General features: G+C 59.0%; 23 protein-coding genes and 1 pseudogene. 12 read left to right on the top strand and 12 right to left on the bottom strand.

The genetic code is table 11. From position 1 onward, the window contains the following. Positions 1-159 precede the first annotated feature (159 nt). Complete coding sequence (locus PMI18_RS14300) at positions 160-933, top strand: L-iditol 2-dehydrogenase (protein ID WP_033036462.1); 774 nt, start codon at positions 160-162, stop codon at positions 931-933. A 29-nt stretch (positions 934-962) separates the two neighbouring features. Here the strand turns inward: PMI18_RS14300 and PMI18_RS31940 are convergent, their stop codons facing one another. The 5 genes and pseudogenes from PMI18_RS31940 to nirB all read right to left on the bottom strand — a co-directional run bounded on the left by PMI18_RS31940 (position 963) and on the right by nirB (position 6,162). Continuing rightward, complete coding sequence (locus PMI18_RS31940; protein ID WP_443200873.1) at positions 963-1,688, bottom strand: methyl-accepting chemotaxis protein; 726 nt, start codon at positions 1,686-1,688, stop codon at positions 963-965. A gap of 132 nt (positions 1,689-1,820) precedes the next feature. After that, positions 1,821-2,576: pseudogene (locus PMI18_RS31935) on the bottom strand (MCP four helix bundle domain-containing protein); the annotation flags it as partial. 166 nt (positions 2,577-2,742) lie between these two features. Beyond that, on the bottom strand, positions 2,743-3,183 hold the full coding sequence (locus PMI18_RS14310) for a CBS domain-containing protein (protein WP_007901130.1): 441 nt from the start codon (positions 3,181-3,183) through the stop codon (positions 2,743-2,745). Positions 3,184-3,214: 31 nt separating this feature from the next. Beyond that, the gene (gene nirD, locus PMI18_RS14315; RefSeq protein WP_007901129.1) at positions 3,215-3,601 is read right to left on the bottom strand and encodes a nitrite reductase small subunit NirD; all 387 of its coding nucleotides are present in this window, start codon (positions 3,599-3,601) and stop codon (positions 3,215-3,217) included. Then, the gene (nirB, locus tag PMI18_RS14320) at positions 3,601-6,162 is read right to left on the bottom strand and encodes a nitrite reductase large subunit NirB (protein WP_033036460.1); all 2,562 of its coding nucleotides are present in this window, start codon (positions 6,160-6,162) and stop codon (positions 3,601-3,603) included. Before nirB ends, nirD begins: the two co-directional genes overlap by 1 nt. An 858-nt stretch (positions 6,163-7,020) precedes the next feature. Here nirB and PMI18_RS14325 point away from each other — a divergent pair. The 5 genes from PMI18_RS14325 to PMI18_RS14345 all read left to right on the top strand — a co-directional run bounded on the left by PMI18_RS14325 (position 7,021) and on the right by PMI18_RS14345 (position 10,979). Beyond that, the gene (locus PMI18_RS14325) at positions 7,021-7,380 is read left to right on the top strand and encodes a DUF6124 family protein (protein WP_007901125.1); all 360 of its coding nucleotides are present in this window, start codon (positions 7,021-7,023) and stop codon (positions 7,378-7,380) included. Positions 7,381-7,660: 280 nt separating this feature from the next. Further along, the gene (locus PMI18_RS14330; RefSeq protein ID WP_007901123.1) at positions 7,661-8,266 is read left to right on the top strand and encodes an SCO family protein; all 606 of its coding nucleotides are present in this window, start codon (positions 7,661-7,663) and stop codon (positions 8,264-8,266) included. Further along, positions 8,266-8,739, top strand: a complete 474-nt coding sequence (locus tag PMI18_RS14335; RefSeq protein WP_007901121.1) for a copper chaperone PCu(A)C — start codon at positions 8,266-8,268, stop codon at positions 8,737-8,739. Before PMI18_RS14330 ends, PMI18_RS14335 begins: the two co-directional genes overlap by 1 nt. 184 nt (positions 8,740-8,923) lie before the next feature. Beyond that, complete coding sequence (locus tag PMI18_RS14340; protein ID WP_007901118.1) at positions 8,924-9,895, top strand: TerC family protein; 972 nt, start codon at positions 8,924-8,926, stop codon at positions 9,893-9,895. Positions 9,896-10,052: 157 nt separating this feature from the next. Beyond that, on the top strand, positions 10,053-10,979 hold the full coding sequence (locus tag PMI18_RS14345) for a bifunctional 5,10-methylenetetrahydrofolate dehydrogenase/5,10-methenyltetrahydrofolate cyclohydrolase (protein WP_177319027.1): 927 nt from the start codon (positions 10,053-10,055) through the stop codon (positions 10,977-10,979). 98 nt (positions 10,980-11,077) lie between these two features. On the opposite strand, the gene PMI18_RS14350 is transcribed toward PMI18_RS14345, so the two are convergent. Further along, the gene (locus PMI18_RS14350; protein WP_007901115.1) at positions 11,078-11,596 is read right to left on the bottom strand and encodes an SgcJ/EcaC family oxidoreductase; all 519 of its coding nucleotides are present in this window, start codon (positions 11,594-11,596) and stop codon (positions 11,078-11,080) included. Between the two features lie 168 nt (positions 11,597-11,764). Here PMI18_RS14350 and PMI18_RS14355 point away from each other — a divergent pair, with 168 nt between their 5' ends. From PMI18_RS14355 to PMI18_RS14370, 4 genes are read left to right on the top strand one after another with little or no spacing between them, the layout of a single operon-like run. Then, complete coding sequence (locus PMI18_RS14355) at positions 11,765-12,949, top strand: sensor histidine kinase (RefSeq protein ID WP_007901114.1); 1,185 nt, start codon at positions 11,765-11,767, stop codon at positions 12,947-12,949. Next, positions 12,946-13,596 (top strand): response regulator, encoded by a 651-nt coding sequence (locus tag PMI18_RS14360; RefSeq protein ID WP_007901113.1) that lies wholly within the window; start codon positions 12,946-12,948, stop codon positions 13,594-13,596. Before PMI18_RS14355 ends, PMI18_RS14360 begins: the two co-directional genes overlap by 4 nt. Beyond that, positions 13,593-15,920 (top strand): ATP-binding protein, encoded by a 2,328-nt coding sequence (locus PMI18_RS14365; RefSeq protein ID WP_007901112.1) that lies wholly within the window; start codon positions 13,593-13,595, stop codon positions 15,918-15,920. The genes PMI18_RS14360 and PMI18_RS14365 overlap by 4 nt, the downstream gene beginning before the upstream one ends. Continuing rightward, entirely contained in the window at positions 15,917-16,381 is a 465-nt protein-coding gene (locus tag PMI18_RS14370; RefSeq protein ID WP_007901111.1) for a response regulator, read from the top strand. The genes PMI18_RS14365 and PMI18_RS14370 overlap by 4 nt, the downstream gene beginning before the upstream one ends. On the opposite strand, the gene PMI18_RS14375 is transcribed toward PMI18_RS14370, so the two are convergent. Further along, entirely contained in the window at positions 16,358-17,275 is a 918-nt protein-coding gene (locus PMI18_RS14375; RefSeq protein ID WP_007901110.1) for an alpha/beta fold hydrolase, read from the bottom strand. The two genes, PMI18_RS14370 and PMI18_RS14375, sit on opposite strands and share 24 nt — an antisense overlap. 672 nt (positions 17,276-17,947) lie before the next feature. Further along, positions 17,948-18,331, bottom strand: a complete 384-nt coding sequence (locus PMI18_RS31340; RefSeq protein WP_007901104.1) for a hypothetical protein — start codon at positions 18,329-18,331, stop codon at positions 17,948-17,950. Between the two features lie 304 nt (positions 18,332-18,635). On the opposite strand from PMI18_RS31340, the gene PMI18_RS14380 reads away from it, so the two are divergent. Continuing rightward, the gene (locus tag PMI18_RS14380) at positions 18,636-18,896 is read left to right on the top strand and encodes a hypothetical protein (protein WP_007901099.1); all 261 of its coding nucleotides are present in this window, start codon (positions 18,636-18,638) and stop codon (positions 18,894-18,896) included. Between the two features lie 706 nt (positions 18,897-19,602). Here the strand turns inward: PMI18_RS14380 and PMI18_RS14385 are convergent. Both PMI18_RS14385 and mobH read right to left on the bottom strand, forming a co-directional pair. Beyond that, on the bottom strand, positions 19,603-19,818 hold the full coding sequence (locus PMI18_RS14385; RefSeq protein WP_007901097.1) for a hypothetical protein: 216 nt from the start codon (positions 19,816-19,818) through the stop codon (positions 19,603-19,605). 253 nt (positions 19,819-20,071) lie between these two features. Then, entirely contained in the window at positions 20,072-21,790 is a 1,719-nt protein-coding gene (gene mobH, locus PMI18_RS14390) for a MobH family relaxase (RefSeq protein ID WP_007901095.1), read from the bottom strand. Between the two features lie 225 nt (positions 21,791-22,015). Here mobH and PMI18_RS14395 point away from each other — a divergent pair, with 225 nt between their 5' ends. Further along, complete coding sequence (locus PMI18_RS14395; protein ID WP_007901093.1) at positions 22,016-22,213, top strand: DUF7740 domain-containing protein; 198 nt, start codon at positions 22,016-22,018, stop codon at positions 22,211-22,213. A gap of 139 nt (positions 22,214-22,352) precedes the next feature. On the opposite strand, the gene PMI18_RS14400 is transcribed toward PMI18_RS14395, so the two are convergent. Both PMI18_RS14400 and PMI18_RS14405 read right to left on the bottom strand, forming a co-directional pair. Beyond that, entirely contained in the window at positions 22,353-23,312 is a 960-nt protein-coding gene (locus tag PMI18_RS14400; protein ID WP_007901091.1) for an ArdC family protein, read from the bottom strand. A 132-nt stretch (positions 23,313-23,444) separates the two neighbouring features. After that, the gene (locus PMI18_RS14405; protein WP_007901089.1) at positions 23,445-23,774 is read right to left on the bottom strand and encodes a hypothetical protein; all 330 of its coding nucleotides are present in this window, start codon (positions 23,772-23,774) and stop codon (positions 23,445-23,447) included. Between the last annotated feature and the right edge of the window lie 177 nt (positions 23,775-23,951).

Raw genomic sequence — 23,951 nt, 5'->3', positions numbered from 1 at the left:
GGCTTGCCCGCGAAGAATGCGCCGCGGTTTTTCAGGTATTACGCGTCATCGTTCTTCGCGGGCAAGCCTCGCTCCTACAGGGGGGCTTCGCAGATTGACGACCGCTTTTGGTGCCCTCGATGGGGGCGTCTCTATAGTTCTTACGATTGGATGGAAAAAATGAAACGTCTGGAAGAAAAAAGCGCCCTTATCACCGGTTCTGCCAGAGGCATCGGGAGATCGTTCGCGCAAGCCTATATCCGCGAAGGCGCCACGGTCGCGATCGCAGACATCAACCTGGAACGCGCGCAAGCCACCGCGGCCGAGCTGGGGCCGAATGCCTATGCGGTCGAGATGAACGTGACTGATCAGCAATCCATCGACGGTGCCATCGCGGCGGTCATCGCGACCACAGGCAAGCTCGATATCCTGATCAACAACGCGGCCCTGTTTGATCTCGCGCCGATTACCGAGATTTCTCGCGACAGCTACGAACGGCTGTTCTCGATCAACGTGTCCGGCACCCTGTTCACGCTACAGGCCGCGGCCAAGCAGATGATCCGTCAGGGCCATGGCGGCAAAATCATCAATATGGCCAGTCAGGCCGGTCGACGCGGTGAAGCGCTTGTCGCGGTGTATTGCGCGACCAAAGCGGCGGTGATCAGCCTCACGCAATCGGCCGGCCTCAATCTCATCCCCCATCACATCAACGTGAACGCCATCGCGCCGGGCGTGGTGGACGGTGAGCATTGGGATGGTGTCGACGCGCTGTTCGCCAAATATGAAAACCGGCCGCTCGGGGAAAAGAAAAGGCTGGCGGGTCAGGAAGTACCCTATGGACGCATGGGCACGGCGGATGATCTGGTCGGTATGGCGATCTTTTTGGCATCGGCCGAGAGCGATTACATCGTGGCGCAGACCTATAACGTCGATGGCGGCAACTGGATGAGCTGACTGGCCCCGGAACAGGGCCAGCCGATGCCTCAAAGACGAAACCGATCCACCGATTGCGAGAGCTGGCCCGCCAATGTAGACAGCTCATCGGTGGTCGAGGCGGTCTGGTTGATAACCTTGCTGTTGCCTTCGGACATGCCGGCAATCATTTCCACCTGATGGGCGATTTCGTTACTGGCCAGGCTCTGTTCACCGATTGTGCGGCTGATGTCATTGACCAGTTCAGTGGTGCTGAGCGTGGCCTGGAGGATTTCGCGGATGGCGCGCTCGACATCGGCGGTCACCGCCATGCCTTTGTCGACCTGTGCGACGCCCGCCTCCATGCTGGTGACCGCCTCACGGGTGCTTTGCTGGATGCGCGCGACCATGGTGGCGATTTCCTGGGTGGAGGCGCTGGTGCGGCCCGCCAGGCTGCGCACCTCATCGGCCACCACGGCAAAACCACGGCCCTGCTCACCGGCGCGAGCGGCCTCGATGGCGGCGTTAAGCGCCAACAGGTTGGTTTGATCGGCGATGCCCTTGATCACCTGAATGATGCTGAAAATCCCCTCGGACTCCTTGTCCAGTGTGCGGATTACCTGGGCCGACTGCTGGGCCGAACGCGCAATACCGTCCATGTCGCTGACCACCTGATGAATCACGCGACCGCCATCCTTGGCCAGTTCCTCGGCCTGGTTGGCCATGTTCAGTGCACGCTCGGCATGCCGGGTGATTTCCTCGATGCTCGCGGTCATTTCGCTGGCCGCCGCGGCCATGGTGCTGGCGGCGACGCTTTGCTGCTGGCTGCTGCCCGCGACCTTATGGCAGCCGCTGCTCAACTGCTGGCTCATGCCACTGACGCCATGGGCATTGCTGCGAACCACCTCGATCATCCCGCGCAGATCGCGCTGCATGGTCGCCAGGCTGCGAATCAAGGTGCTGGCTTCGTCCGTGCGGGTGGGTTCGACAATAGGATCGCTCAGGTTGCCATGGGCGATGCTCTGGGCAATGCGACTGGCGATCTGCAACGGCCCCATGATGCTCAGGATCACCCAGCGCCCCTGGGCGAGCAGCAGTAACAAACTGGCGATGAGGACGGTGCCGAGGGTGAAGTTGGCACTGCTGATGGCTTGCGCAGTGCCTGCGCTGGTCTGTTGAGTGTTGGTTTCGATCAACTCGCTGAGGGCGGCCATCTGGTCTTCCAGTTGGCTGAACGCGGTATTGAACATGCCGAGTTGCTGCTGTGCGGTATCCGGATTTTCCAGCGCCAGGCCGACAATGCGTTCGGCGGTACTGATGTACGTATCGAGGCTAGGCTTGATCTTGTCCAACGCTGCCTTGAGGGTGTCGTTGACCGGCAGCTTGAGGTTGTCACCGAGCATCTCGCGAAAATGCGCCGCATGTTCTTCGAGGGAGCTGCGCACCTCAGCCTTGCTGCTGGTGCTTTTGCCCAACCCGACCAGCATCGCCGACAGCACATCGGCACGTAGCGCATCGTGCATCATGTCGGCTTCGAGGTGGTTGCGCAGCGCGGTCATGCTGACCTCGTTGTCACTCACCGCTTCGGCCATCCGGGTATTGCCCAGATAGCTGACCAGGCTCACGATCAGGGCGGTGAGCAAACTGGTGCCGATCAACAAAAACAAACGCAACTTTATGGACATTTGATAATTCCCCTGGCGGCATCTGCATGGTCGGCTGACTTGCTTTGCTCTTGGGGTTATCGACTGTTCCAACCAGTTACTTAGGCTTATTTCCATTTGAGCCGGTTTTTACGACCTGCGGTATGCCCTGTCGCGTTTGATCTTGTGATCGATCCACGCAGCGTCCTCAGTGCCCGCGAATGTAGTGCTCCAGTTGCCGAATCAAATCGGCCTGCTCGACGATGGCTTCCTTGACCAGATCGCCAATCGACAGCAGCCCGATCAGTTCACCGTTCTCCAGCACCGGCAGATGGCGCAAATGACTGTCGGTCATGACCGCCATGCAGCGCTCGATGCTCTGCTGACTGTCGGCGGTCACCACCGGCGCGCTCATGATCTCGCGCACCGGTGTACCGACCGAAGAACGGCCCTGTAGCACCACTTTGCGCGCATAGTCGCGCTCGCTGATGACGCCGACCACCTGCCCGTCTTCGATGACGGGCAACGCGCCGACGTTCTTCTCGGCCATCATTTTCAGGGCATCGAGGACCATCTGGTCCGGCGCGATGCTGTGCACCTGCTGGTTTTGCACGACTTTCAGTTTGAGCAACTGTGCGGCTGTCTTCATCAACGTTCTCCGATACGGTTCAGGGCAGCGATCAAGCCGCCGCGACTTCCACGACGCCGGCGTTCAGGCGCACCGGCCATACGCGCAGGCGCTGCTCCGGGTACTCCAGGCAACTGCCGTCTTCAAGACGGAAATGCTGCTTGTAGATCGGCGACGCCACCACCAGATCTCCCTTGAGGCTGCCGATCAGTCCGCGACCGATGACGTTCGCGCCGGATTGCGGATCATGGTTGTCGATGGCGTAGAGGGTGCGACCTTCGGCCTGCGGCAGGTAGAACAGCGCCACCTGCGCGCCGTCGAGCCAGACCACGACGCCGGAGTTGCTGACCAGATCCTGCTGGCTGCACACCGCCTGCCAGGCCTGGGCATTGGCCGCGGTTGCAGGGGCTTCGACACGCTGGGTAGTGGACTGGCTCATCAGGCATTCTCCTCGGTGACAGGGATAAGGTTGAGTTCGGCGGCCATGATCGGCCGGCGCTGACCGCGTTCCTGAACAAAATGGATGTCCGGGTCCGGGCGTTGATCGTTGACGAAGGTGCGGAAGCGCTTGAGTTTTTCCGGGTCTTTGAGGGCGTTGGCCCATTCGCACTCGTAGCGGTTGACCACCAGTTGCATCTGCGCTTCGAGTTCTGCGCCGAGGCCCAGGCTGTCGTTGATGACCACGTCCTTGAGGTAATCCAGGCCGCCCTCCAGGCTTTCGCGCCAGACCGAGGTGCGCTGCAATTTGTCGGCGGTGCGGATGTAGAACATCAGGAAGCGGTCGATGTAACGGATCAGGGTTTCATCGTCCAGGTCAGTGGCGAACAGCTCGGCGTGGCGTGGGCGCATGCCGCCGTTACCGGCCACGTAGAGGTTCCAGCCGTTCTCGGTGGCAATCACGCCCACGTCTTTGCTCTGCGCCTCGGCACATTCACGGGTGCAGCCGGAGACCGCGAACTTGAGCTTGTGCGGCGAGCGCAGGCCTTTGTAGCGGTCCTCGAGGGTCAGGGCCATTTTCACGCTGTCCTGCACGCCGTAACGGCACCAAGTGCTGCCGACGCAAGACTTCACCGTGCGGGTCGATTTGCCGTAGGCATGCCCGGTTTCGAAACCAGCCTCAATCAGCTCGGACCAGATGTCCGGCAACTGATGCAACTGCGCGCCGAACAGGTCGATCCGCTGGCCGCCGGTGATTTTGGTGTAGAGGTCGTATTTCTTCGCCACCACGCCAATCGCAATCAGCTTGTCGGCGGTGATCTCGCCCCCGGCGATGCGCGGCACCACCGAATAAGTGCCGTTTTTCTGCATGTTGGCCATGAAGGTGTCGTTGGTGTCCTGCAACGGCACCAGCGAGGCGTCCATGATCGGCTGGTTCCAGCACGAAGCGAGGATCGAGCCCACCGCCGGTTTGCACACGTCGCAACCGGTGTGACCACGGCCGTGTTTGGCCAGCAGCTCTTCGAAAGTGATCACCCCTTCTACCCGAACCAGCGCATAAAGCTCCTGACGGGTGTAGGCGAAGTGTTCGCACAGGCTCTTGTCGACACTGACGCCACGGGCAATCAGCTCATGCTCGAATACCTGCTTGAGCAGGCCCGCGCAACCGCCGCAACCGGTGCAAGCCTTGGTCTGCGACTTGAGCAGGCCCAGATCGGTGCAGCCACCGTCGATGGCCGAGCAGATCGAGCCCTTGGTGACGTTATGGCACGAGCAAACGGTCGCCGACTCGGGCAGCGCGCCCGGGCCCAGGGTTGGCGCGCCGGTGGACGATGGCAGAATCAGGCTGGCGGGTTCCGACGGCAAGGCAATGCCGTTCTGCATGTATTGCAGCAGGGTGTCGTAATAGCTGTTGTCGCCGACCAACACCGCGCCGAGCACGCGCTTGCTGTCAACATCCACCACCAGGCGGCGGTAGCTGGCCGTCGCTTCATCGATGAACTGATAACTGCGCGCACCCGGTGTCTGGGCGTGAGCATCGCCGATGGAGCCGACATCAACGCCGAGCAGTTTGAGCTTGGTCGACATGTCGGCGCCCTGGAACGGCTCCGCCACTTGGTTGCACAGCAGCGTCGCGACGCCACGGGCCATCTGATAACCGGGAGCGACCAGACCGAAGAGGCTGCCATTCCAGGCGGCGCACTCGCCAATCGCATAGATATTCGGATCGCTGGTCAGGCACTGATCGTCAATCACCACGCCGCCACGCGGACCGATGTCCAGCGCACATTGGCGGGCCAGCGCGTCTTGCGCGCGGATGCCGGCGGAGAACACGATCAGATCGGCTTCGAGGAATTCGTCATTGGCGAAATTCATCCGGTAGCGGTACTGCTCGCCGGCACTGATCGACTGCGTGCCACGCGACAGATGCACGCCAACACCGAGCCGCTCGATTTGCGCCTTCAGCGCCAGGCCACCCTGCTCGTCCAACTGCACCGGCATCAGGCGCGGGGCAAATTCCACCACATGCGCTTCCAGGCCCAGGCTTTTCAGGGCGTTGGCGGCTTCCAGGCCGAGCAGGCCACCACCGACCACCACGCCGCGCCGCGCATTGGCCGCAGCGGCACGAATCGCGTCGAGGTCTTCCAGAGTGCGATAGACCAAGCGCGAGTCACCTTCCGCACCTTCAATAGGCGGTACGAAGGGATAAGACCCGGTGGCCAGAACCAGCTTGTCGTAAGCGACGCAACCTTGCGCGGTGATCACCTGACGGCGGTCACGGTCGATTTCCAGCACCGGCACGCCCAAATGCAGAGTGACGCCCGGCGTCTGGTACAGAGAGGCTTCGCCCAGGGCCAGCGACTCGGCATCGCGACCGCCGAAATACTCGGACAAATGCACCCGGTCGTAGGCGCGCATCGGCTCTTCGCTGAAGACATGCAGGCGATAGTGGTCAAGGGCGCCGCGCTCGATGAGCTGCTCGACACAATGATGTCCGACCATGCCATTGCCGATCACGATCAGTGTTTGCAGTTTGTTCAACGCGGCAACATTGGAATTCATAGTAAGCACCCAGCCAAAGCCAATCACGGTTAAAAAAAGCAAAAAAAAACGCCTGAAACCTCTCGGTTTCAGGCGTCTTTGCCTGTTCTTCGCGGTGTTCGACCTGGCGCCTTCGCCGGATCCACCGATGTTGCCCACGACCTGCTCGGCCGGTCGATCTTCGTTGATCGAGTGGGCTGCCCATCTGTTTTCGATGGACCTGAGGGGAACAATGCAGCCTTTGTGCCAGTCCGCGGTGTATGACTTCCTCAGTTCTGGAAAACCGGCCTCTGTACGATGGAAAAATGTGATAAAGACACCGGCCCACGCGGGTCTGATCAGGCTTCTGGCCCCCGCGAGCGGGTGGGCGGACGTTTGAGCTGAAGGACGGAATAGCTCAGGAAACCGCTTCGCACTGGTGCACGGTGTCAGGCTTGGCTCTTTAAAAGTGCATGCAGCTACGTTCTATTTGGGCTTGAGCAATGCCAGTCAGTTAAGCGCGAATCCCTGTGGGATTCGCAACATTGCCGGAATGCGCGTGTTTAAAAGCCCTGAAGGTTACTTCCTGAAAGCTACAAGATCTTGCGCCGTTGCCTACGCTTACGCCAGAATCCGCCGGCTTGTGCGCCTTGCCCCTGGCCTCTATTGTTTCCGTGCCACTGCCCATCAGTGGTCGGGTTTAGTCGCCCGGTTGGATATTTAGAGAGTTGCACAAGCTCATCAGTCAGGCAGATCCATGCCTTCGCTCGATGGTGGCTGTGCGCAGGGCGCCTTCGGGCGCGCCGGCTTTGCTAGATTCCCCGGTCGACTAACCTGCGCACAGTTGCCTCCCTCTCGTTTAGTCGCAGGAGGTTGGCACCCAATGAGGGAAACTAGCTTATGTTCAAAGTTACGCCCAACCCACCGGACACCGATCCGATATCTCCGTACGAACCCAATTCAAACAAACTCAACGAGGCCGCCGAACGCGCCCTCGACTTTCACTTCCCGTCGAATGCCGACATCAAAGCCACCGCGCGTAAACCCAGCAAGCTGTTTGCCGTGGCCCCAGAGGCGACTACCGAAACCCTGGCGGTTTTTTTGGTCGAGACACTGGCCTCGGTCGATGTGATGGTCCATCAGTTGGTGGATCATCTGGAGGGTGAGTCGCGTCACGCCCTGCTGGGCATTTCCAACAGCATCATGGTGGCGGAGATCACCGCGAACCGGGTGTTGGATCACATTAATACGCCTGAGTAGGTATGGGCTGTTGTGGTGAGTGAGTTACTGACGCAGGGTTGTGCAGTGATCCTTTTTTTGGGGACCGCTGCGCGACCCAGCGGGAGCAAGCTCCCTCGCCACAGGTTTCTTGGTGTTTGTTCCCAGTAGGGTATCCCGAGGCCGCGACCTTTTGGCGCATGACCGGCGGGCCATCGATTGAGCGCCATAGCGCAACAGTTTGTTAACATCCGTGCGCTTTTTTTCGTCTGATTGATCAGCCACTGTAGATTCCCGGTCGCTACACAGGATGCTTTTTTCCATGAGTACGTTGTATACCCGTCGCACGGTCCTGCAAGGCATGAGCCTGTTGAGCCTTGGCCTGCTCGCCGGCTGCGATGACAGCAGCAAGCTGTCGTTCAAGTACGGCAAGGACCTCAGCGACAAAATCATGGGGCGTACCTTCAAACTCAAGGACGCCCAGGGCGAGTACCGGATGCTGGGCAGCTATCGGGGCCTGATGCCGATGGTTTTTTTCGGTTTCACCCAATGTCCGGCGGTCTGCCCGACGACGCTGGCCCGTGCGGCACAGGCGAAAAAACTGATGGGCCGCGATGGCGAACGCCTGCAAGTGATCTTCATCACCCTGGACCCCGAGCGCGATACACCGCAAATGCTCGACGCCTACGTCAAAGCCTTCGATCCAAGTTTCGAGGCGCTGTACGGTACGCTGGAAGAAACCGCCGCCACCGCCAAGGAGTTCGGTGTGTTCTTTGAAAAGATCCCGAGCGGCTCGACCTATACCCTCTCCCACACCGCGACCAGCTTCGTTTTCGACTCCCGAGGCACTTTGCGCCTAGGGCTGTCCGCGTCCCTTACCGCTCAAGAGTGTGCAGAAGACCTGCTCACCGTCATGGAGGTCTGCTGATGACTTCGATCTACGCACCACGTGTTAAACAGCTGGCCCTGGGCCTTTTCCTGATCGGCACGGCCTGGCAGGTGTGCGCCCAAACCCAGGTGAACGACGCCTGGGTCCGCGCGACGGTGGCCGGTCAGCATTCGACCGGTGCCTTCATGACCCTGCAGGCCGACAGCGACAGCAAACTGCTCAGCGTGCAGTCGCCGGTCGCGAACACCGTGCAAATTCACCAATCCAGCATGAAAGACGATGTGATGAGCATGAGCCAGGTCGAGTCCGTCGCGCTGCCGGCCGGCAAACCGGTGAGCTTTGATCCCCATGGCTACCACATCATGCTGATGGACCTGACGACTCAGGTTAAGGAGGGCGACAAAGTGCCCCTGACCCTGACCGTGGAAAATGCCAAGGGCGAAAAAGAGACGATCAAGGTTGACGCCGAGACTCGGGCGCTCGGCATGCAGGATCACAGCAAGATGCATTGAGAGACTTAATCCCGGCCCGTCTGAACGCCACTGTTGCGGTGGTGTTCGGCTCGTGCTGAGAATTATCAGCGACACTTCGTAAAAAACGAATTATTGGTAAAGAATATTCGATTTTTCTTCGCTGCAATCTCCCCGCTAGCATGACCCTGTCGGCTCCAGAACAAGTCCAGACAGGGAGAACGACATGCAACCCCTGAACATCGGTGAACTCTGGATGTGGGTCACCTTCATTGCCTTCGTCATCGCCATGCTGGCTTTGGATCTGTTTGTTTTCGGCGGGCGCAAGGCGCATCGGGTATCGGTGCGCGAGGCGTCGTCCTGGGTGATTGCGTGGTGCGTGCTAACGCTGACCTTCGCGGGATTGCTCTGGTGGTACCTGAATGGCGAGTTCGGGCCCGAGATCGCCCAGCGCAAAATCCTCGAATTCCTCACGGGCTATCTGATCGAACAGTCGCTGTCGATCGACAACATGTTCGTCTTCGTGATGATTTTCAGCTACTTCGCCGTACCTGCGGAGTTACAGCGTCGAGTGTTGCTGTACGGTGTGCTCGGGGCCATCGTGATGCGTGGGGTGATGATTCTCGCCGGTGTGTGGCTGGTGTCGCAGTTCGCGTGGTTGTTGTATGCGTTCGGTGTGTTCCTGATCATCACCGGAATCAAGATGCTGGCATTCGCCCATCAGCGGCCTGACCTCAATAAGAACCCCTTATTGCGCTGGATACACAGCCATCTGCGCGTCACCGACGAGTTTCATGGCGAGCGTTTTTTTGTAATGCAAAACAGTCGGTACTGGGCGACGCCGATGTTTCTGGTGCTGGTGCTGATCGAGGCCAGCGACCTGATGTTTGCGGTCGACAGCATCCCGGCGATCTTCGCCATTACCACCGATCCGTTCATTGTATTCACCTCGAACATCTTCGCGATCATGGGCCTGCGCGCCCTGTACTTTTTGCTGGCCGACATGGCTGACCGCTTCCACCTGCTCAAATACGGTTTGGCGATCGTACTGGTGTTCATCGGCGCCAAGATGACGCTGATGCCGTGGCTTCACATGCCGGTTGAATGGTCGCTGGCCGTTGTCGGCGGGATCATTCTGACTTCGGTGCTGTTGAGTCTGGTCTTGACCCGCAAGGAGGATCAAATGCGCTCCCTGTAGGCGCTGCCTGCCTTATCTTCCGGTGTTGCGGTGGCATTCGCCTGCCCTCAACTGGTAGCCTGAGCCCCCTTGCCTGCATGTCTCTGATGGATCATCAGCGCGCGAAGACGCCTTGATGATCACTGCCCCCCTTTTTAATCAGACAACGGTGACTCTTTTGACCAGCAGCACCCCCGCATTTGCCCGTGACATCGACGGCAAAGCCATTTCTGCCCAGGTTCTCGACGAGGTCCGGGAAGAGGTTCTGGCCCTGGCCGCCCAGCAGATCTATCCCGCCCTGGCGGTCCTGTTGGTCGGCGACGACCCGGCCAGCCACGTTTATGTACGCAACAAACTGCTGCGCGCCAAGGAAGTCGGTATCCGCTCCCTTGAATACCGCCTACCGGAAACCGCCAGCCAGGCCCAGGTGCTGGAACTGATTGCGCAACTCAACGCCGATGCCTCGGTGACCGGCATCCTGGTGCAACTGCCCTTGCCGGCCTCTATCGATGAGCAGGCGGTGATTCATGCCATCGACCCGATCAAGGACGTGGACGGTTTTCATCGGGAAAACGTCGGTGGGCTGGTGCAAGGCATGGAGGTCCTGACCCCGTGCACGCCCAGTGGCTGCATGCGCCTGCTGCACGAGACCTGCGGTGATGACTTGAGCGGCTTGCACGCGGTGGTCATCGGCCGTTCGAACATTGTCGGCAAACCGATGGCGACCTTGTTGTTGCAGGCCAACTGCTCGGTCAGCGTGGTGCATTCGCGCAGCGTCGACGCCCCGGCGTTGTGCCGGCTGGCGGATATCGTGGTCGCGGCGGTGGGTCGGCCTGAGTTGATTGACGCCAGTTGGCTCAAGCCCGGCGCGGTGGTGATCGACGTCGGCATCAACCGCATCGTCAGCGAATCCGGCGATCGTCTGGTGGGCGATGTCGACTATGCCAGCGCCCGCACCGTCGCCCGTGCGATCACCCCGGTGCCCGGTGGCGTCGGGCCGATGACCATTGCCTATCTGCTGAAAAACACCCTGATCGCCAGCCAGTTGCAACGCGCCGCACAGGCCCGCGGGCAGCAACCTGTGGACGACCTGGCGCTGAACTGAGCACATGTAGGAGCCAGGCTTGCCGGCGAAGGCGTCCTTCAGATCGCCTTCGCCGGCAAGCCTGGCTCCTACGAAAAGCGGGTTACTCGAAGACGTAGTTACTTCCCGGCGTGCAGCACCTGCGCTTGCGGCATCGCCGAAGAGTGATGGTTGAGAATCTTCCACTGCCCGCCAACCTGCTCATAAACGAAGGTGTAGCGGGCCTGCACCTGACGGGTTTTGCCATCGGCCTCGGTCAGGAAAAAGGTGTAGACGCCGCTGTCCATGGCCACGTTGGCGCCTAATGGACGGATCTCACGGAAGTTGATCTGGCCCACCGGCTTGAGCGCCATGAAGTGATCGAAGTAGTCCTTGATCTGTGCCGGCGTGGTGCGCACCTTGTTGGAAACCGTCGGCTGCAACACCGCGTTCGGCGCGTACAGGTCGACCACGCTCTGCACATTGCCGCTCTTCAACGCGCTGTTCCACTGGTCGAGCAATCCGGCGATTTCGCGATCCTTCACATTGGCGGGCTGTTCGGCCACGCTGCTGTAAACGTAAGGCACTGCCTCCAACGCTTGGGCCAACGGGACGGTCAGGGCGAAAAACAGGGCGATGGTTGAGGTCTTGAATTTCATTGCGCGATTCCAATGGTGGTCGATGGGCACACTGTGCCGCTCGGAACGCCGCCCGCCATCGGCCAACCGGAGCTATTTGCCTATGCCATTCGGCAGATAGCGCCCTGCCCCGGTAACAAGGTTTAATAACGCCCCAGCCCGAACGGGCGTGCCCGCCAGAACCCGCCCATGCAAAACCCTGATCATGACCCCGGTAGCGCCCTGGCCATTCGCACCCAGTATCGGCAATCGCAAAGTCGCGCCGCGCGGTTGCGGTTGCTGGTGGATACTGGCCAGGAACTGACACAACTGGCCCCCGAAGCCATGCGTCAACGGGTGCTGCAACGGGCCTGCGCCTTCCTCGCGATGGACCACGCGTTACTGCTGGAATGGGACGCGGATGCGCAGGTCAGGACCACCGCCAGTCATGGCAGCCGTGATCGTTTATGCAGCCTCGAACACCTCGCCGATACCGCGATGCGCACCCCGCAATGGCAGGAGCAGCCGAGCGCGGTCCTGCCCAATGTGCTGCGGGTACCGTTGCGTGGAGGCGATGGTGCGGCCTTCGGTGCGTTGGTGCTGGCCAACAGCGTCAGCATCGGTGCACCGGACACCGAGGACCTCGAATCCCTGCAATTGCTCGCCACCCTGCTGGCCGCGCACCTGGAAAACCAGCGGTTGCTGGATGCACTGGTCGCGCGCGAACGCACCATGTCCGACCTGGTCCATAGGCTGTTCAGGGCACAGGAAGACGAACGCAAACGCATGGCATACGACCTGCACGACGGCCTGGCGCAAACCCTCGCCGGACTGCATCAGCGCCTCCAAGGTTTTGCCGGCCGCTGCCCGCCACTGCCCGACGAACTCAGCGCAGACTTACAGACGATTCTTGCATTGGCCCAGCATTGTGTCGGCGAAGGCCGGCAATTGATCAGCGGCCTGCGCCCGACGGTACTCGACGACTTTGGCTTGCTGAAGGCGGTCGACAAAGAAGCGGATCGCCTGCGCGACGCCGGGATCAAAGTGAACTGGAGTGCGCGTTGCGAAGCGCGTTTGCCCAGCCAGGTGGAAATCGCCCTGTTCCGGATTGCCCAGGAAGGCATCAACAACATCCTCAAACATGCGCAGGCCAGCCACGTCGTCCTGGCGCTGGAGCTGCACGAAGGACAAGCCTCGCTACGGCTGGACGACAACGGCAAAGGTTTTGCCATGGAACAACGACTCGATACCTGCGGTGCCCGGCACTTGGGGCTCGCCGCAATGCAGGAACGCGCGAGCCTGCTGGGCGGCGATTTCACTTGCGTCAGCCATGCCCACGGCGGGACACAACTACGCGCCACCGTACCCTCCGACCTCAATGGAACAGCTCAATGACTGAAGTTTTACGTCTGGTTCTGGCGGACGATCATGAGGTCACCCGAACCGGTTTCGTCGCGCTGCTGGCCGGCCATCCGCAATTCGAAGTGGTCGGCCAGGCCCGCGATGGCCAGGAAGCGGTGGACACGTGCGAGCGCCTGTTGCCCGACATCGTCATCCTCGACATTCGCATGCCCGTGCTCAACGGGCTGGGCGCAGCGCGGATTCTTCAGCAGCGCCTGCCGGCCCTGAAAGTGGTGATCTTTACCATGGACGACAGCCCGGATCACCTCGAAGCGGCGATGAATGCCGGTGCTGTGGGCTACCTGCTCAAAGACGCCAGCCGCGATGAAGTGATCAACGCCCTGCAACGCGTCGCCGCGGGTGAGGAAGCCCTCAATAGCGCGGTCAGCGCCCGCTTGCTGCGGCGCATGACCGAGCGCAATGCCAGCGGTGCCGCCCCGGATACCTTGACCCCACGGGAACGCCAGGTGCTGGGACTGGTGGCCAACGGTATGAGTAACCGTGAAATCGGCGAACAACTCGGCATCACAACGGGGACGGCCAAGGCCCACGTGGAACGGGTCATCGGCAAACTCGGCGCCGCCGACCGAACCCAGGCTGCCGTCCGTGGCATCGCCCTGGGTCTGGTGAGCCAGCAATGAAAGTATCAAACGCTCGACGCTGGGCCGATCTGCCGTTACGTGGCAAAGCCCTCGTGGTGATTTCCCTTCCATTGGTAATCCTGTTGCTCTCGCTGGTACTGATCTACATCACCGAGCGTCAGACCGCACGCGCGGAAGAGGACGTGCGCCGGGTGCTGCTGGTGCAAGGCGACATTCAGGCCGTACACACCCTGCTCGCCGAGGCCGCCGCCAGCGTGCGCGGTTATCTGCTGACCCGTCGTGAGGATTTCCTGCCGGGTTATCGGCAGGCCAAACCCTTGATTGAGTCCGCCCTGCGACGGCTCGACAGCAACGTTCGCGATGAACGGGTGCGCAAACATCTGGAAGCGATCACGCCGTTGATCGAGACCAAGGTCGAGGGTCTGGTTGAACTGCTTGACGATCGCAGCGCCACACCCGAGTCGATTACCACCATCCTGATCAACAACAAGCACATTCTCGACGAACTGCGCGAACGCATCAGCGCCATGCGTACCCTTGAAGACACGCTTCTGGCCGAGCGCACCGCTGCCGCCGCCTCCACTCGACAACGTTTGTTGTTCTCCACCCTGCTGGCCGCGGCCTGCGGACTGTTCGGCGCCATTGTCGCGGTGCTGTTCCTGTCCAAGGGCATCGTCGCCCGGGTCAAACAGGTCCAGGGCAACGCACAACGTCTGGCACTCGGTCAGCCGTTACTGCCGCAGCCGCCGGAGAACGATGAGATTGGTCAATTGGGCACGCGCCTGGTCGAAGCCGGGCTGTTGCTGGCCGAACGTGAGCGAGCGTTGCGCGACAACGAAGAGCGCCTGAGATTGATCATCGACGGCGTGAAGGACTACGGTATTTTCGCCCTCGACACACAGGGCTTCGTCACCAGTTGGAATGCGGGCGCCGAACGGATCAAGGGCTACACCGAACAAGAGATCGTCGGCCAGCATTTCTCGGTATTTTATCTGTCGCAAGAATGCCCGCAGCATCCCGACATGGCGCTGCGCGAGGCCACTCGCGATGGTCATTACATGGAAGAGGCCTGGCGTTGCCGCAAGGATGGCAGCCGCTTCTGGGCCAGCGTAGTGATTACCGCGCAATACGACAGCAGTGGCGCCCTGCGCGGATTTTCCAAGATCACCCGCGACATCACCGATCGCCGCGTGGCCGAGATAGCACTGAGCACCGCACGGGAAGAAGCCGAACGCGCCAGCCGCGCCAAAAGCGAATTCCTGTCGCGCATGAGCCACGAATTGCGTACCCCGCTCAACTCCATTCTCGGCTTCGCGCAACTGCTGGACATGGACTCGCCCAAGGGGCAACGGGCGCAGATAGGTCACATCCTGCGGGCCGGACAACACCTGCTGACCCTGATCAACGAGGTGCTGGACATCGCCAAGATCGAAGCCGGGCGCCTGCCACTGAACGTTGAAGCCGTGCCCTTGGCGGTGGTGCTGCAAGAAGCCCTGACGCTGGTTTCCCCCATGGCCTGCGACGCCGGCATCCAACTGGTCGATTTGCCGATGCTGGCCGCCGACAGCGGGATCGTCGCCGATCGGCAACGCCTGGTTCAGGTGCTGCTTAACCTGTTGTCCAACGCGATCAAATACAACCGGCCCCAGGGCCAGGTGCACATCGAAGTCAGGGTTGATCAACAGCGAATTGCCGTGTCGGTCTGCGATACCGGCAAGGGCATTGCGGCCGATCGACTGGAGCAACTGTTCAAGCCGTTCGAGCGTCTGGAAACCGATCCGAACGTCGAAGGCACCGGCCTGGGCCTGGCTTTGAGCAAGAGTCTGCTGGAAATGATGAATGGCAGCCTGACCGTCAAAAGCCAGCCCGGTGCCGGCGCAAGCTTCACCCTGGAGTTGCCCTTCGTGCGCCTGCAGCCGGTCACCGAGCCACCGGTTGCACGAATCAGCCACCCAACGGTCACGGCCGCCCTCGCCGCTCCCGATTACCAGGGCAAAGTCCTGTGCATCGAAGACAATCTCTCGAGCCTGGCCCTGATCGAAACCCTGCTGCAACGTCGACCGCACATCCAATTGCTCTCAAGCATGCAGGGGCAAATGGGTCTGGACCTGGCCCGTCAACATGCGCCGCAGCTGATATTGCTCGACGTGGCACTGCCGGATCTGGATGGTTTCAATGTGCTGCAACGCTTGCGCCAGTCTTCCATCACCCGTGCCATTCCAGTGCTGATGATCACCGCCGATGCCAGCGACCTCACGCATCTGGCATTGCTGAAAGCGGGAGCGACGGCGGTGCTGACCAAGCCGATTAACATCCCTTCATTCCTCGCCCATCTTGACCAGCATCTACCGGAGCCCGTGTGAACACCGACCTGCGCATTCTGATCATCGACGACCAACGGCCCAACCTCGACTTGATGGAGCAGTTGCTTGTCCGCGAAGGGCTGACCAATGTACTGAGCAGCACCCAGCCGCTGCGAACCCTGGACCTGTTCAACAGCTTCGAGCCGGACCTGGTAATTCTCGACCTGCACATGCCGGAGTTCGACGGCTTTGCCGTACTGGAACAACTCAACCGGCGCATCCCGACCGGCGAATACCTGCCAATCCTCGTGCTCACCGCCGACGCCACCCGCGATACCCGCCTGCGCGCGCTGGCCCTGGGCGCCAAAGACTTCATCAGCAAGCCACTGGACGCCCTCGAAACCATGCTGCGTGTCTGGAACCTGCTTGAAACCCGCGCGCTGTATAAAGCCTTGCGTACCTTGGTCCCGGCGGATCAGATCGAATTACTGCGTCAGTTAAAGCCGCACCCAGTTAGCTGACTGAAGGGGCGGAATCACTGACGCTTTGCTACCAAAAACCAGATCGCGGGGCTGGCTCGGGATTTTGGCGACCGGTTGCAGGAAGCCCAGCAAAGCCTGCTGGGTGTCATTCCAGGCCGTCGGGTGTTCCATATCGAGGAAGTGCCCGGCGTTCTTGATGGTCTGAAACTGCGCCTGACGGGAATGAGTTGCGAACAGACGGGCGTCTTCCACCGAGGTGTACTCATCCCGTTCGCCGTTGATAAACAGCAGCGGCACTTCGATGGCATCGGCGCAGGAAACGTAGCAGTGAGTGTCCTGGGTCAGCACCTCATTGACGTGAAAATGCATCTGCCGGTATTCGTGTTCGTCCAGGCTGCTGACATGGCGTTCGTTGAAACGCTTGAACAGCGACGGCAGATGCTTGCCGATCGTGCTGTTGATCAAGCGCCCGACATTGCGCCGATCACAGGCCTGGAGGAAGTGCCGGCCACTCTCCAGATAATCGCGCATCGGCGTATTGATTCGCGCCGCGAATGAACTGATCACCGCTTTTTCGATTCGTCGTGGGTGCTGGGCCAGCGCCAACAAAGTCGCCGCGCCGCCCCAGGAAAAGGACAGCACATGCTGCGCCCGAAAGTGCTCGATCAACTCCAGCAGTATTTCGGCTTCGTCTTCCTTGCGGATCGGCTGGTCATGCTGGTTGTGTTGTTTCGATTGACCGGCGTAGGGCTGATCGTAGAGGACTACATTGAAGCGTGGCCGGAGGTAGCGCACTGTTTGGGCAAAAGATGCGGTCGTTGCCAGCGAGCCGTTGACCAGAATAATGGTCTTGTCGGCGGTGGCATTGAGATAATGCTCGGTATAAACCTTGTACTTCTTACCAATCTCGACGATCGCAGTTTTCAGCATCATGTCTCTTCCTTGAGCAAATTGGACTACGTGCAGAGGGTTGAGCGACTGCCCGTAGGCCATATTGCGAATAGCAGACCAGTTAGTCACTGACTGACCAGAGGTTCAGAGTTAAGCAGGTGATCTTCCACATGCAAGCGCGCAAACAAACTATTCCGACGAGCTGTGAGCCGCCCGTGAAGATGGACTGCCGAAGGTTCGGCGATCGCCAAGACCTTGAATTACAACTGCCGACAGGCAGTAATTGCAGCTTGCTTAGAAATGGTTCCAAAGAAGTCGCAGCGGATGAGCTGGGTTGGGTGGGACGTTGGAGGACTGCTAGACCACTCCTTCATTGGGATTGCCGGTGGTCACCGCAAGCCTCCAACTCGATCACGGTCAGCTCTGCTCAGTGGGAATGTTTTTAGGGCAAAATGTAGCGGAACTCATAGGTGAGTTACGTAGTGAGATGGCCGTCAAATGCACGAACTTTGCCCAGGGACGCTTAGGCATAGCTTCCGAGAGTTAGAATGACTACTGAAAAATTCGAAAAAGACTTGGCTCTGGCTCGTAGGGAACTGGCTGCTGCGACTGCGGAGGTTATGGCTTTCGTTAGAGCGGGGAGGGCCTTCGGGGAACACTGGAAGGCTGCCGTTGAGCGAGAGCGCAAGGCACACAAGCAATTGCAATGGGTTATTAATAGTCCTTTGGTCCCATCCGTGGGTGGGAAGCCGGAACCATAATTGTCTCGCCAGTCGCAGACCACTCAGATCGACCCTGAGCGGTTAATGACGCGAACGCTACCTGCTTCCCTCCGAAGAGCGTCTCTGGTTCGTTTGACAGTGCAGGGAATTGCTCATTGATTAACGAGAGATGATCCAGCGCTTCACGAAACTTGGCATCTGCCTTCCCTCGAAGTTGCAAATATTGAAGGAACATTTCGCTATCAAGATCAGGTCTATCCAGCAAGTCGAATGCTGATCGATTGAGGGCATTCGCCTCTTCGAAAAGTTTTTCATTCTGTTCCATCGCCAAGCGGCGACAAGCGGTGCGATGGGCATTAGTGTGCTGGGAGTACATGGTCACCTCCTAATTCATTTATCCCTCTCAAACTGCCACGGCCAAGTCTTCAGGCGAGGTAACGCAATTTTTGATCTCGCGATAAAGTTATGACCGCCCTTGTATTGATGGATATCAAAGGGAATCGGTTCAAAAAATCGATTGTTTGGGAGATAGTGTCGCCACTAAAAAATCATTTTTCTGAGGTATTGGCTGAGCTCTGCCGCAAGACTGACCTGGGGCGTGCCGGGTCATGCCGGGCGGTGGAAGGAGTGATTTAGGCGGGATCAACTACAGTTGATAGATCATTTAGAAGGAGGTGCGTATGAGTATCACCGTCTGCGTCGTATGTGGTGATAGCGCCGAGAAAGCTTATCCAGTAGGCAGTTTTGATGAGTTTAAATGTCCGAACTGTGGCTACTACTCAGTTGATCGGCAGTTGATTGACGAGATGGAAGCAGCAGATCAGGTCTTTGACACCGAGCGTACGCAGCAATATTTGATGATCCACTCTCGGCCGGGCCTAGTGCCTGCGATTACGCGTGACGAGACTACAAAGCATCAACTAATTGTGGAGAGCACGTGAACAAGATGGGGGGGCGGGCAATGCCGGTGCTGGCACTACCGCCACCGGCGAACAGGTCAACCACCAGTTCTTTTTCGAACAGCAGGCCCCTGCTTGACTGGCCATGGATGAACTAGGGTAACTTATATTGTGCGGAAATAGGGGATCCTCGCCTGCTGGCGTGAAGTGGTTTTGTGGCTATTGCGTGGTATGTCGGTGGAGTGCTGGATGACAAGGAAGTCGAAATGAGCTTATTGGTAGAACGGCCTTATCCTGTGGATTACGTCCACCCAAATGGTAGAAGAGCGAAGATTGATTTCATCTGGGGTAAGCCGGATAACCCTGCCCCCCGGTGGGGCTTCGTGTCTGGGGGCGAGACGGTAGTCACGATGTCCTGCTAGCCAAAGAAAGCTGGCCTTGGAAAAGCTTCGATGAAGCAATGAGGCGCGGGATTAGACTGGCTACGAAATGGTGTGAGCGATAACTTGTTTTTAGCAGCGAGCCTCTGCCTTCAGCGCAACAGCTGAGGGTGAGTCAGGCGGCCGCTTGCGATTCCGGAACGAAGGGCTACCGCTCCACCCGAAGACCCGAAGCGGCCGCAATGGCAAACAGATCTAGCCCATCGAGAACGGCAAATTCAGGCTTTTCCGTTTCTTCATTTTCCTATTCGAAACGTCCGCTTCTGGCGATAGCCGCCTGTGAAATGAACGGAACTGGTACCCAGAATTTAACCGATATCCAATTTCTTCAATCGCGCCAGGCCTTGTTTGATATGGCCGGCGTTTTCACCCATGGTCCACAGTGCTCCCCGGACATTTCCACCCACCTCCTGCGCCCCTTGCTCCTCAACCAGCAGGGCCAACTCCATGATGGCCGCCTGCAGAGCCTGCTGATTTTCGTACAACCTTCCCAGTACATCCGACAGTGAGTATTCGCTTGGCATGGTTTCGACTCCTTTCGAGAAAAAGTACAAGCATAGTACCGGTAGTGCTCCTGTCAGGCAGCTATTACGGCTTGCTTAGAAATTGCTACAAAGCGAAGAGGTTGCAGAGGATTAGTCAGTGTGGCTGGGGCGTTGGGGGAGGGCTAGACCCAATCCATCATTGGGCACGATTCACCGGCGGGGAAGGGTAACAGGCCAGTCGCGAGTCACTCCAGAGTCAACTCTGCGCTTCGATCTCCACCAATGGGGGGCACTACGGAAATTTAATTTTTTCGATTTTCAGAAAAGGATTATCTGGTGGTATCGATTCAAAAAGTAACTTCGGTTCCTCGATCAAATATCCCTTCAAGGTGGTTTTCTTCCTGGGGCCTTCCACTTGGCATGCCCAGATATTCAGACCGTTGTCTCGCTTCCTGTGGATCTTCAGTTTTTCGAACTGCTTCTGCACCCAACGCCAATCTCCAATCTCTTGATCGGAATCCTGTGAGATACCAGGAAACTCCTGCGCGTAGCGTTGGAAGAGACCTGGTGTGACCAATAGCACGGTACCGCTCACAGTGTGGATTTTGGCCTTGCTGTCGTTGATGATCAGCTTGTGGCTCTGAATGCCTTCCTTAACCCAATTCAGGAAAACCTGACCTGGGTTGTCCGAAGGGGGGGGTGAAGTTTCGAGAGCATTTTCTGACGGCGCATCACGCACCTCGGGTTCTCCTATTTCGAACATATCTAGCAACGTTCCGAGGTAGTCGGCATCCTCCATCGCCCTGGGATCTGCCAGCGAAGAGCTTTGACGCGATCCTGGCGCGGCGGGTGATGCCGGAGTGTCAGTCGGGTGGGCATCGGCTGCCACGCTCACCGTTCCGTTGAAAGCCTCGGGCCGGTCTTCGTTCCCCCAGATCAACGCCGGTTGAAGGCGCAGAAAGGTAAAGCTCTGCTGCCAGTTTCCCTGCGCGATAAGCGCGGTCCAGATGGCTTTGCCTTCCGGGGTGGACTCAACCAACCCATGCGATTGGAGTTCGTCGAACACCGCGATGTTAGATGAAGGAATGCCCTCAATCGCTTGCGACAGCAGATAGGCTCGCAGTTTGTCCGTGACCGTCTTGCTGACCAGCCAGAGTGCATCTTGAGTCAACCAACCCGCGGCACCCGGCTGGTTGAGTTTCAGCTCGTGCTGAACCAGATAACGCAGTCCGCTAATCAAGTGGTGTTGCAGCGAATGAATCGGCGCTTGCAGCGCCTTGCTCGGGTTACCGCCAATGTTCTGCACAGTAGAGACACGGTCGGCTTGAATCACCAACTCACCGAGCACGCTGGCACGTTCGTACTGACCCGCCAGGACGTACAGCAGGCTGGCCCACAGTGACGGAAATCCACTCAGCCAGTCCAAGATCGGGCGGTCGAGAATCTGGGTGTAGAGCAAGCCCGCGGCGGCGCCGTGCAGGTGGTAGTCGCGGCCTTTGAGGTAACGAAAACGGTATGGCTGATCCAGGGCACCCTGCCAAGGATGCCAAACACGGCCATCCTGGCGTTCGACCAGCAGGTCCACGGCGATCTTGCCGATGTCATGCAGCAGGGCGCCATAGGCGATACCGGCGGACCAAGCGTCAGTCTGGGCGGCCTGGTCTTCGGGCGCGGCGCCGGTGGGCAGCAGATAGGACTGACGCAGTTTCAAACTGCACGCGACCAGTTCCAGTCCATGGTCGAGCATGCCGCCGAGATAAGCATGGTGATGCGTCTCGCTGGCCGGGAGTTGCTGGACCTGTTCGGCGTAACGATGGATCGGGTTTAAATAGAGCTGGGTGAATTGGGCGTGAGAGAGGGCGGTGTACTGCCAGATGCGATCGAGCAACTGGCGGCGGTGCTCTGCCGCTAACAAGCTGTGGGCCGACTCAATGGGCAGGTAACCTTCGGCAACGCTCACGGCTGGGGGCGGAGGGGGCTTCTGCCTTTTGTGGCGAAACAGACTGAGCATCGTGACCTCCGGGAAATGGTTGGGTCAGTGGCCTTTTAGCCTTTTCGGATAGGGCTCTTACCCTTGACTCCCCATTCCCTTCCAACCCTTACCCGTCCTTTTGGCGCGTGTCCTTTTGTGCGGCAATCGGAATATCGATACTGCTAGACATCGTTTTGTTGGTGGGGCTGGTATGGAAAAGAAAAGAGTCGGTACACTGCGGTGCATATTTTTTTGGGTCTTGCCATGAACCTCACTGACGCCACGCTCGTGCTGCTGCTCGCGGCACGTATCCATGGGACCGACGAAGCCGTCAGGGCCTCGGCGAAGAGCGTGGTCAAGAAGTTACCGCGCAGTAAACGCGATCTGATCTACAAGGTGATCGACAGCCGGAGTCCGCTCGAGCTGGTGGACTTTCTGGCGCAGAACCTGGATGCGGAATGACAGGCTGCGGGTGTGCGCCCCTCTCTTGTTCTTTGCGTGAGGGGCCCGCCGTATGATGCCGTCTGTTTTCTGGAAACAGAAAAAAAAGGGCTCAACTCGCGTTGGGCCCTGTGAAGCGTTTGCAGCGGTGAGGTAACGATCAAACTCCATCGTTTATGCATCGTGAGTCATCCATTACCATCTGCTTCAGTTGCTGCTCCAGGTTGAGTACATATTCCGAGGCGCTTCGGGCGTGACCACTGGCGCGAAAGATCGCGCGTTTGTCAGCCTTGAGCAGGCCGAGCCAGGAGTCGATGTAGCCCTCGTGCCGCAGCTCCCCCTGTATACCGGTATAGGCGCATAAAAACGCAGCGCCCATTTCGGCGATCAACTCCTCAAACGCGTAGCCTGGCGAGCCGAATGGATAGGATGACGTCACCCCCTCGCGCTGCAACCGAGCGTGATGCCCGGTCCAGTGTGTCAGCTCGTGCAGTGCGGTGGCGTAGTACCCACCTTCGTCGTGAAATTGCGCTTTTGTCGGCAGTTGGATGAGATCCCTGATCGGGTGGTAGAAGGCTTCGTCGGCAGGCCGATGAACGATGTTTGCGCCCGAACTTAACAGCAGATTTTCCGCAGCGCTGTTGGCCAGGAAGGGATCGGTCGGTTCTGTCTCGAGCAGGGTTTCATTGAGCATTTCGAGCCCTTCCGTTTGCTCGATGTTGAACAGAAAATGTGTCCTGAGAATGCCGAAGTGAGCGACCTTGGGCTGACCGTTTTCATCGAGTGCGGGTTGGCCTGACTCGGTCTGTTCCTCGCGCTCCATCGGCTTGTAGAGCACCGCCAGAGTGCTGTGTTCACCCTTACGGATGTGCCCACCGGCCTTTTTAGCTTGGTTGAAGGTCAGCCAACGATCTTGAGTGAACCCCTGTTTCCTGGCCTCGGCCCAGAGCAGCGGTAAATTGATGCCCGAATACGGACGTCGCGTGATGGCGTTGATGGGGTAGGGATGATGGCCGATGTAAGCGGGGTCACTTGAGGACCAGGGTTTGATCCAGGGAGCAACGCCTTGGTCTAACGCGGTAACGATCTTGTCAGTCACGTCTTGGTAGATATCGCGCATGGCAGTTTCCTCGAGAGAAAAAAGGAGGAACGCCTTGCCCGCCGGGGGAGGGTTCCCCGGTGAGTGATGGGCTGGATTGATGAAGGTCTTGCATGCCGTCCGAATGTGGAGGTGGGCGCCGCCAATTTGCGCTTAGCGCTGGTGTTCTCCTGCAAGCGCAATCAGCAAGGCGCCAGGCTGGTCCGGCTCGAGGAGCAGGCTGAGGCTCAGTTGTAGCAACGGGTCATGGCGTGGATGACCCGGTGACGTGATTTGGGCTACCTCGAACACCACATAGGGCTCGTGTGGATAGGCCAGGTGAGCCTCGAAGGCTGCGCGCAATACGTTGCTCAGCCGATCGATCTGCAGCTTCTCAGGAATACCTGAGTGTTCGAGCAGAACTGCGCGTTGCCAAGCGCCAGGAGTGAACACAATGGGCAACCGAAGGGTGTTTAGTGCTTCCGGTGTAAGTGAGTCGGACATGGTGTGCCTCCGTTGAAAGCGCGAAGAAACCTGTCCCGTGGGGGAAAGAACTTCCCCGAGGCGGGTTGAAGAAAAACAAGAAGGTTTGCCTGACGAGCAGAGCTCGAAAGGCGCTCATGAGAGCAGTAGGCGTTCATCACCGTAGAAACGGTGACCGTGCGAGCTACCGAACGCTAA

Source organism: Pseudomonas sp. GM102 (assembly GCF_000282555.1).
In the GTDB taxonomy this organism is placed as follows: domain Bacteria; phylum Pseudomonadota; class Gammaproteobacteria; order Pseudomonadales; family Pseudomonadaceae; genus Aquipseudomonas.
Note: the sequence above shows the minus strand (reverse complement) of the source record. Positions and strands in the feature narration are given on the sequence as shown.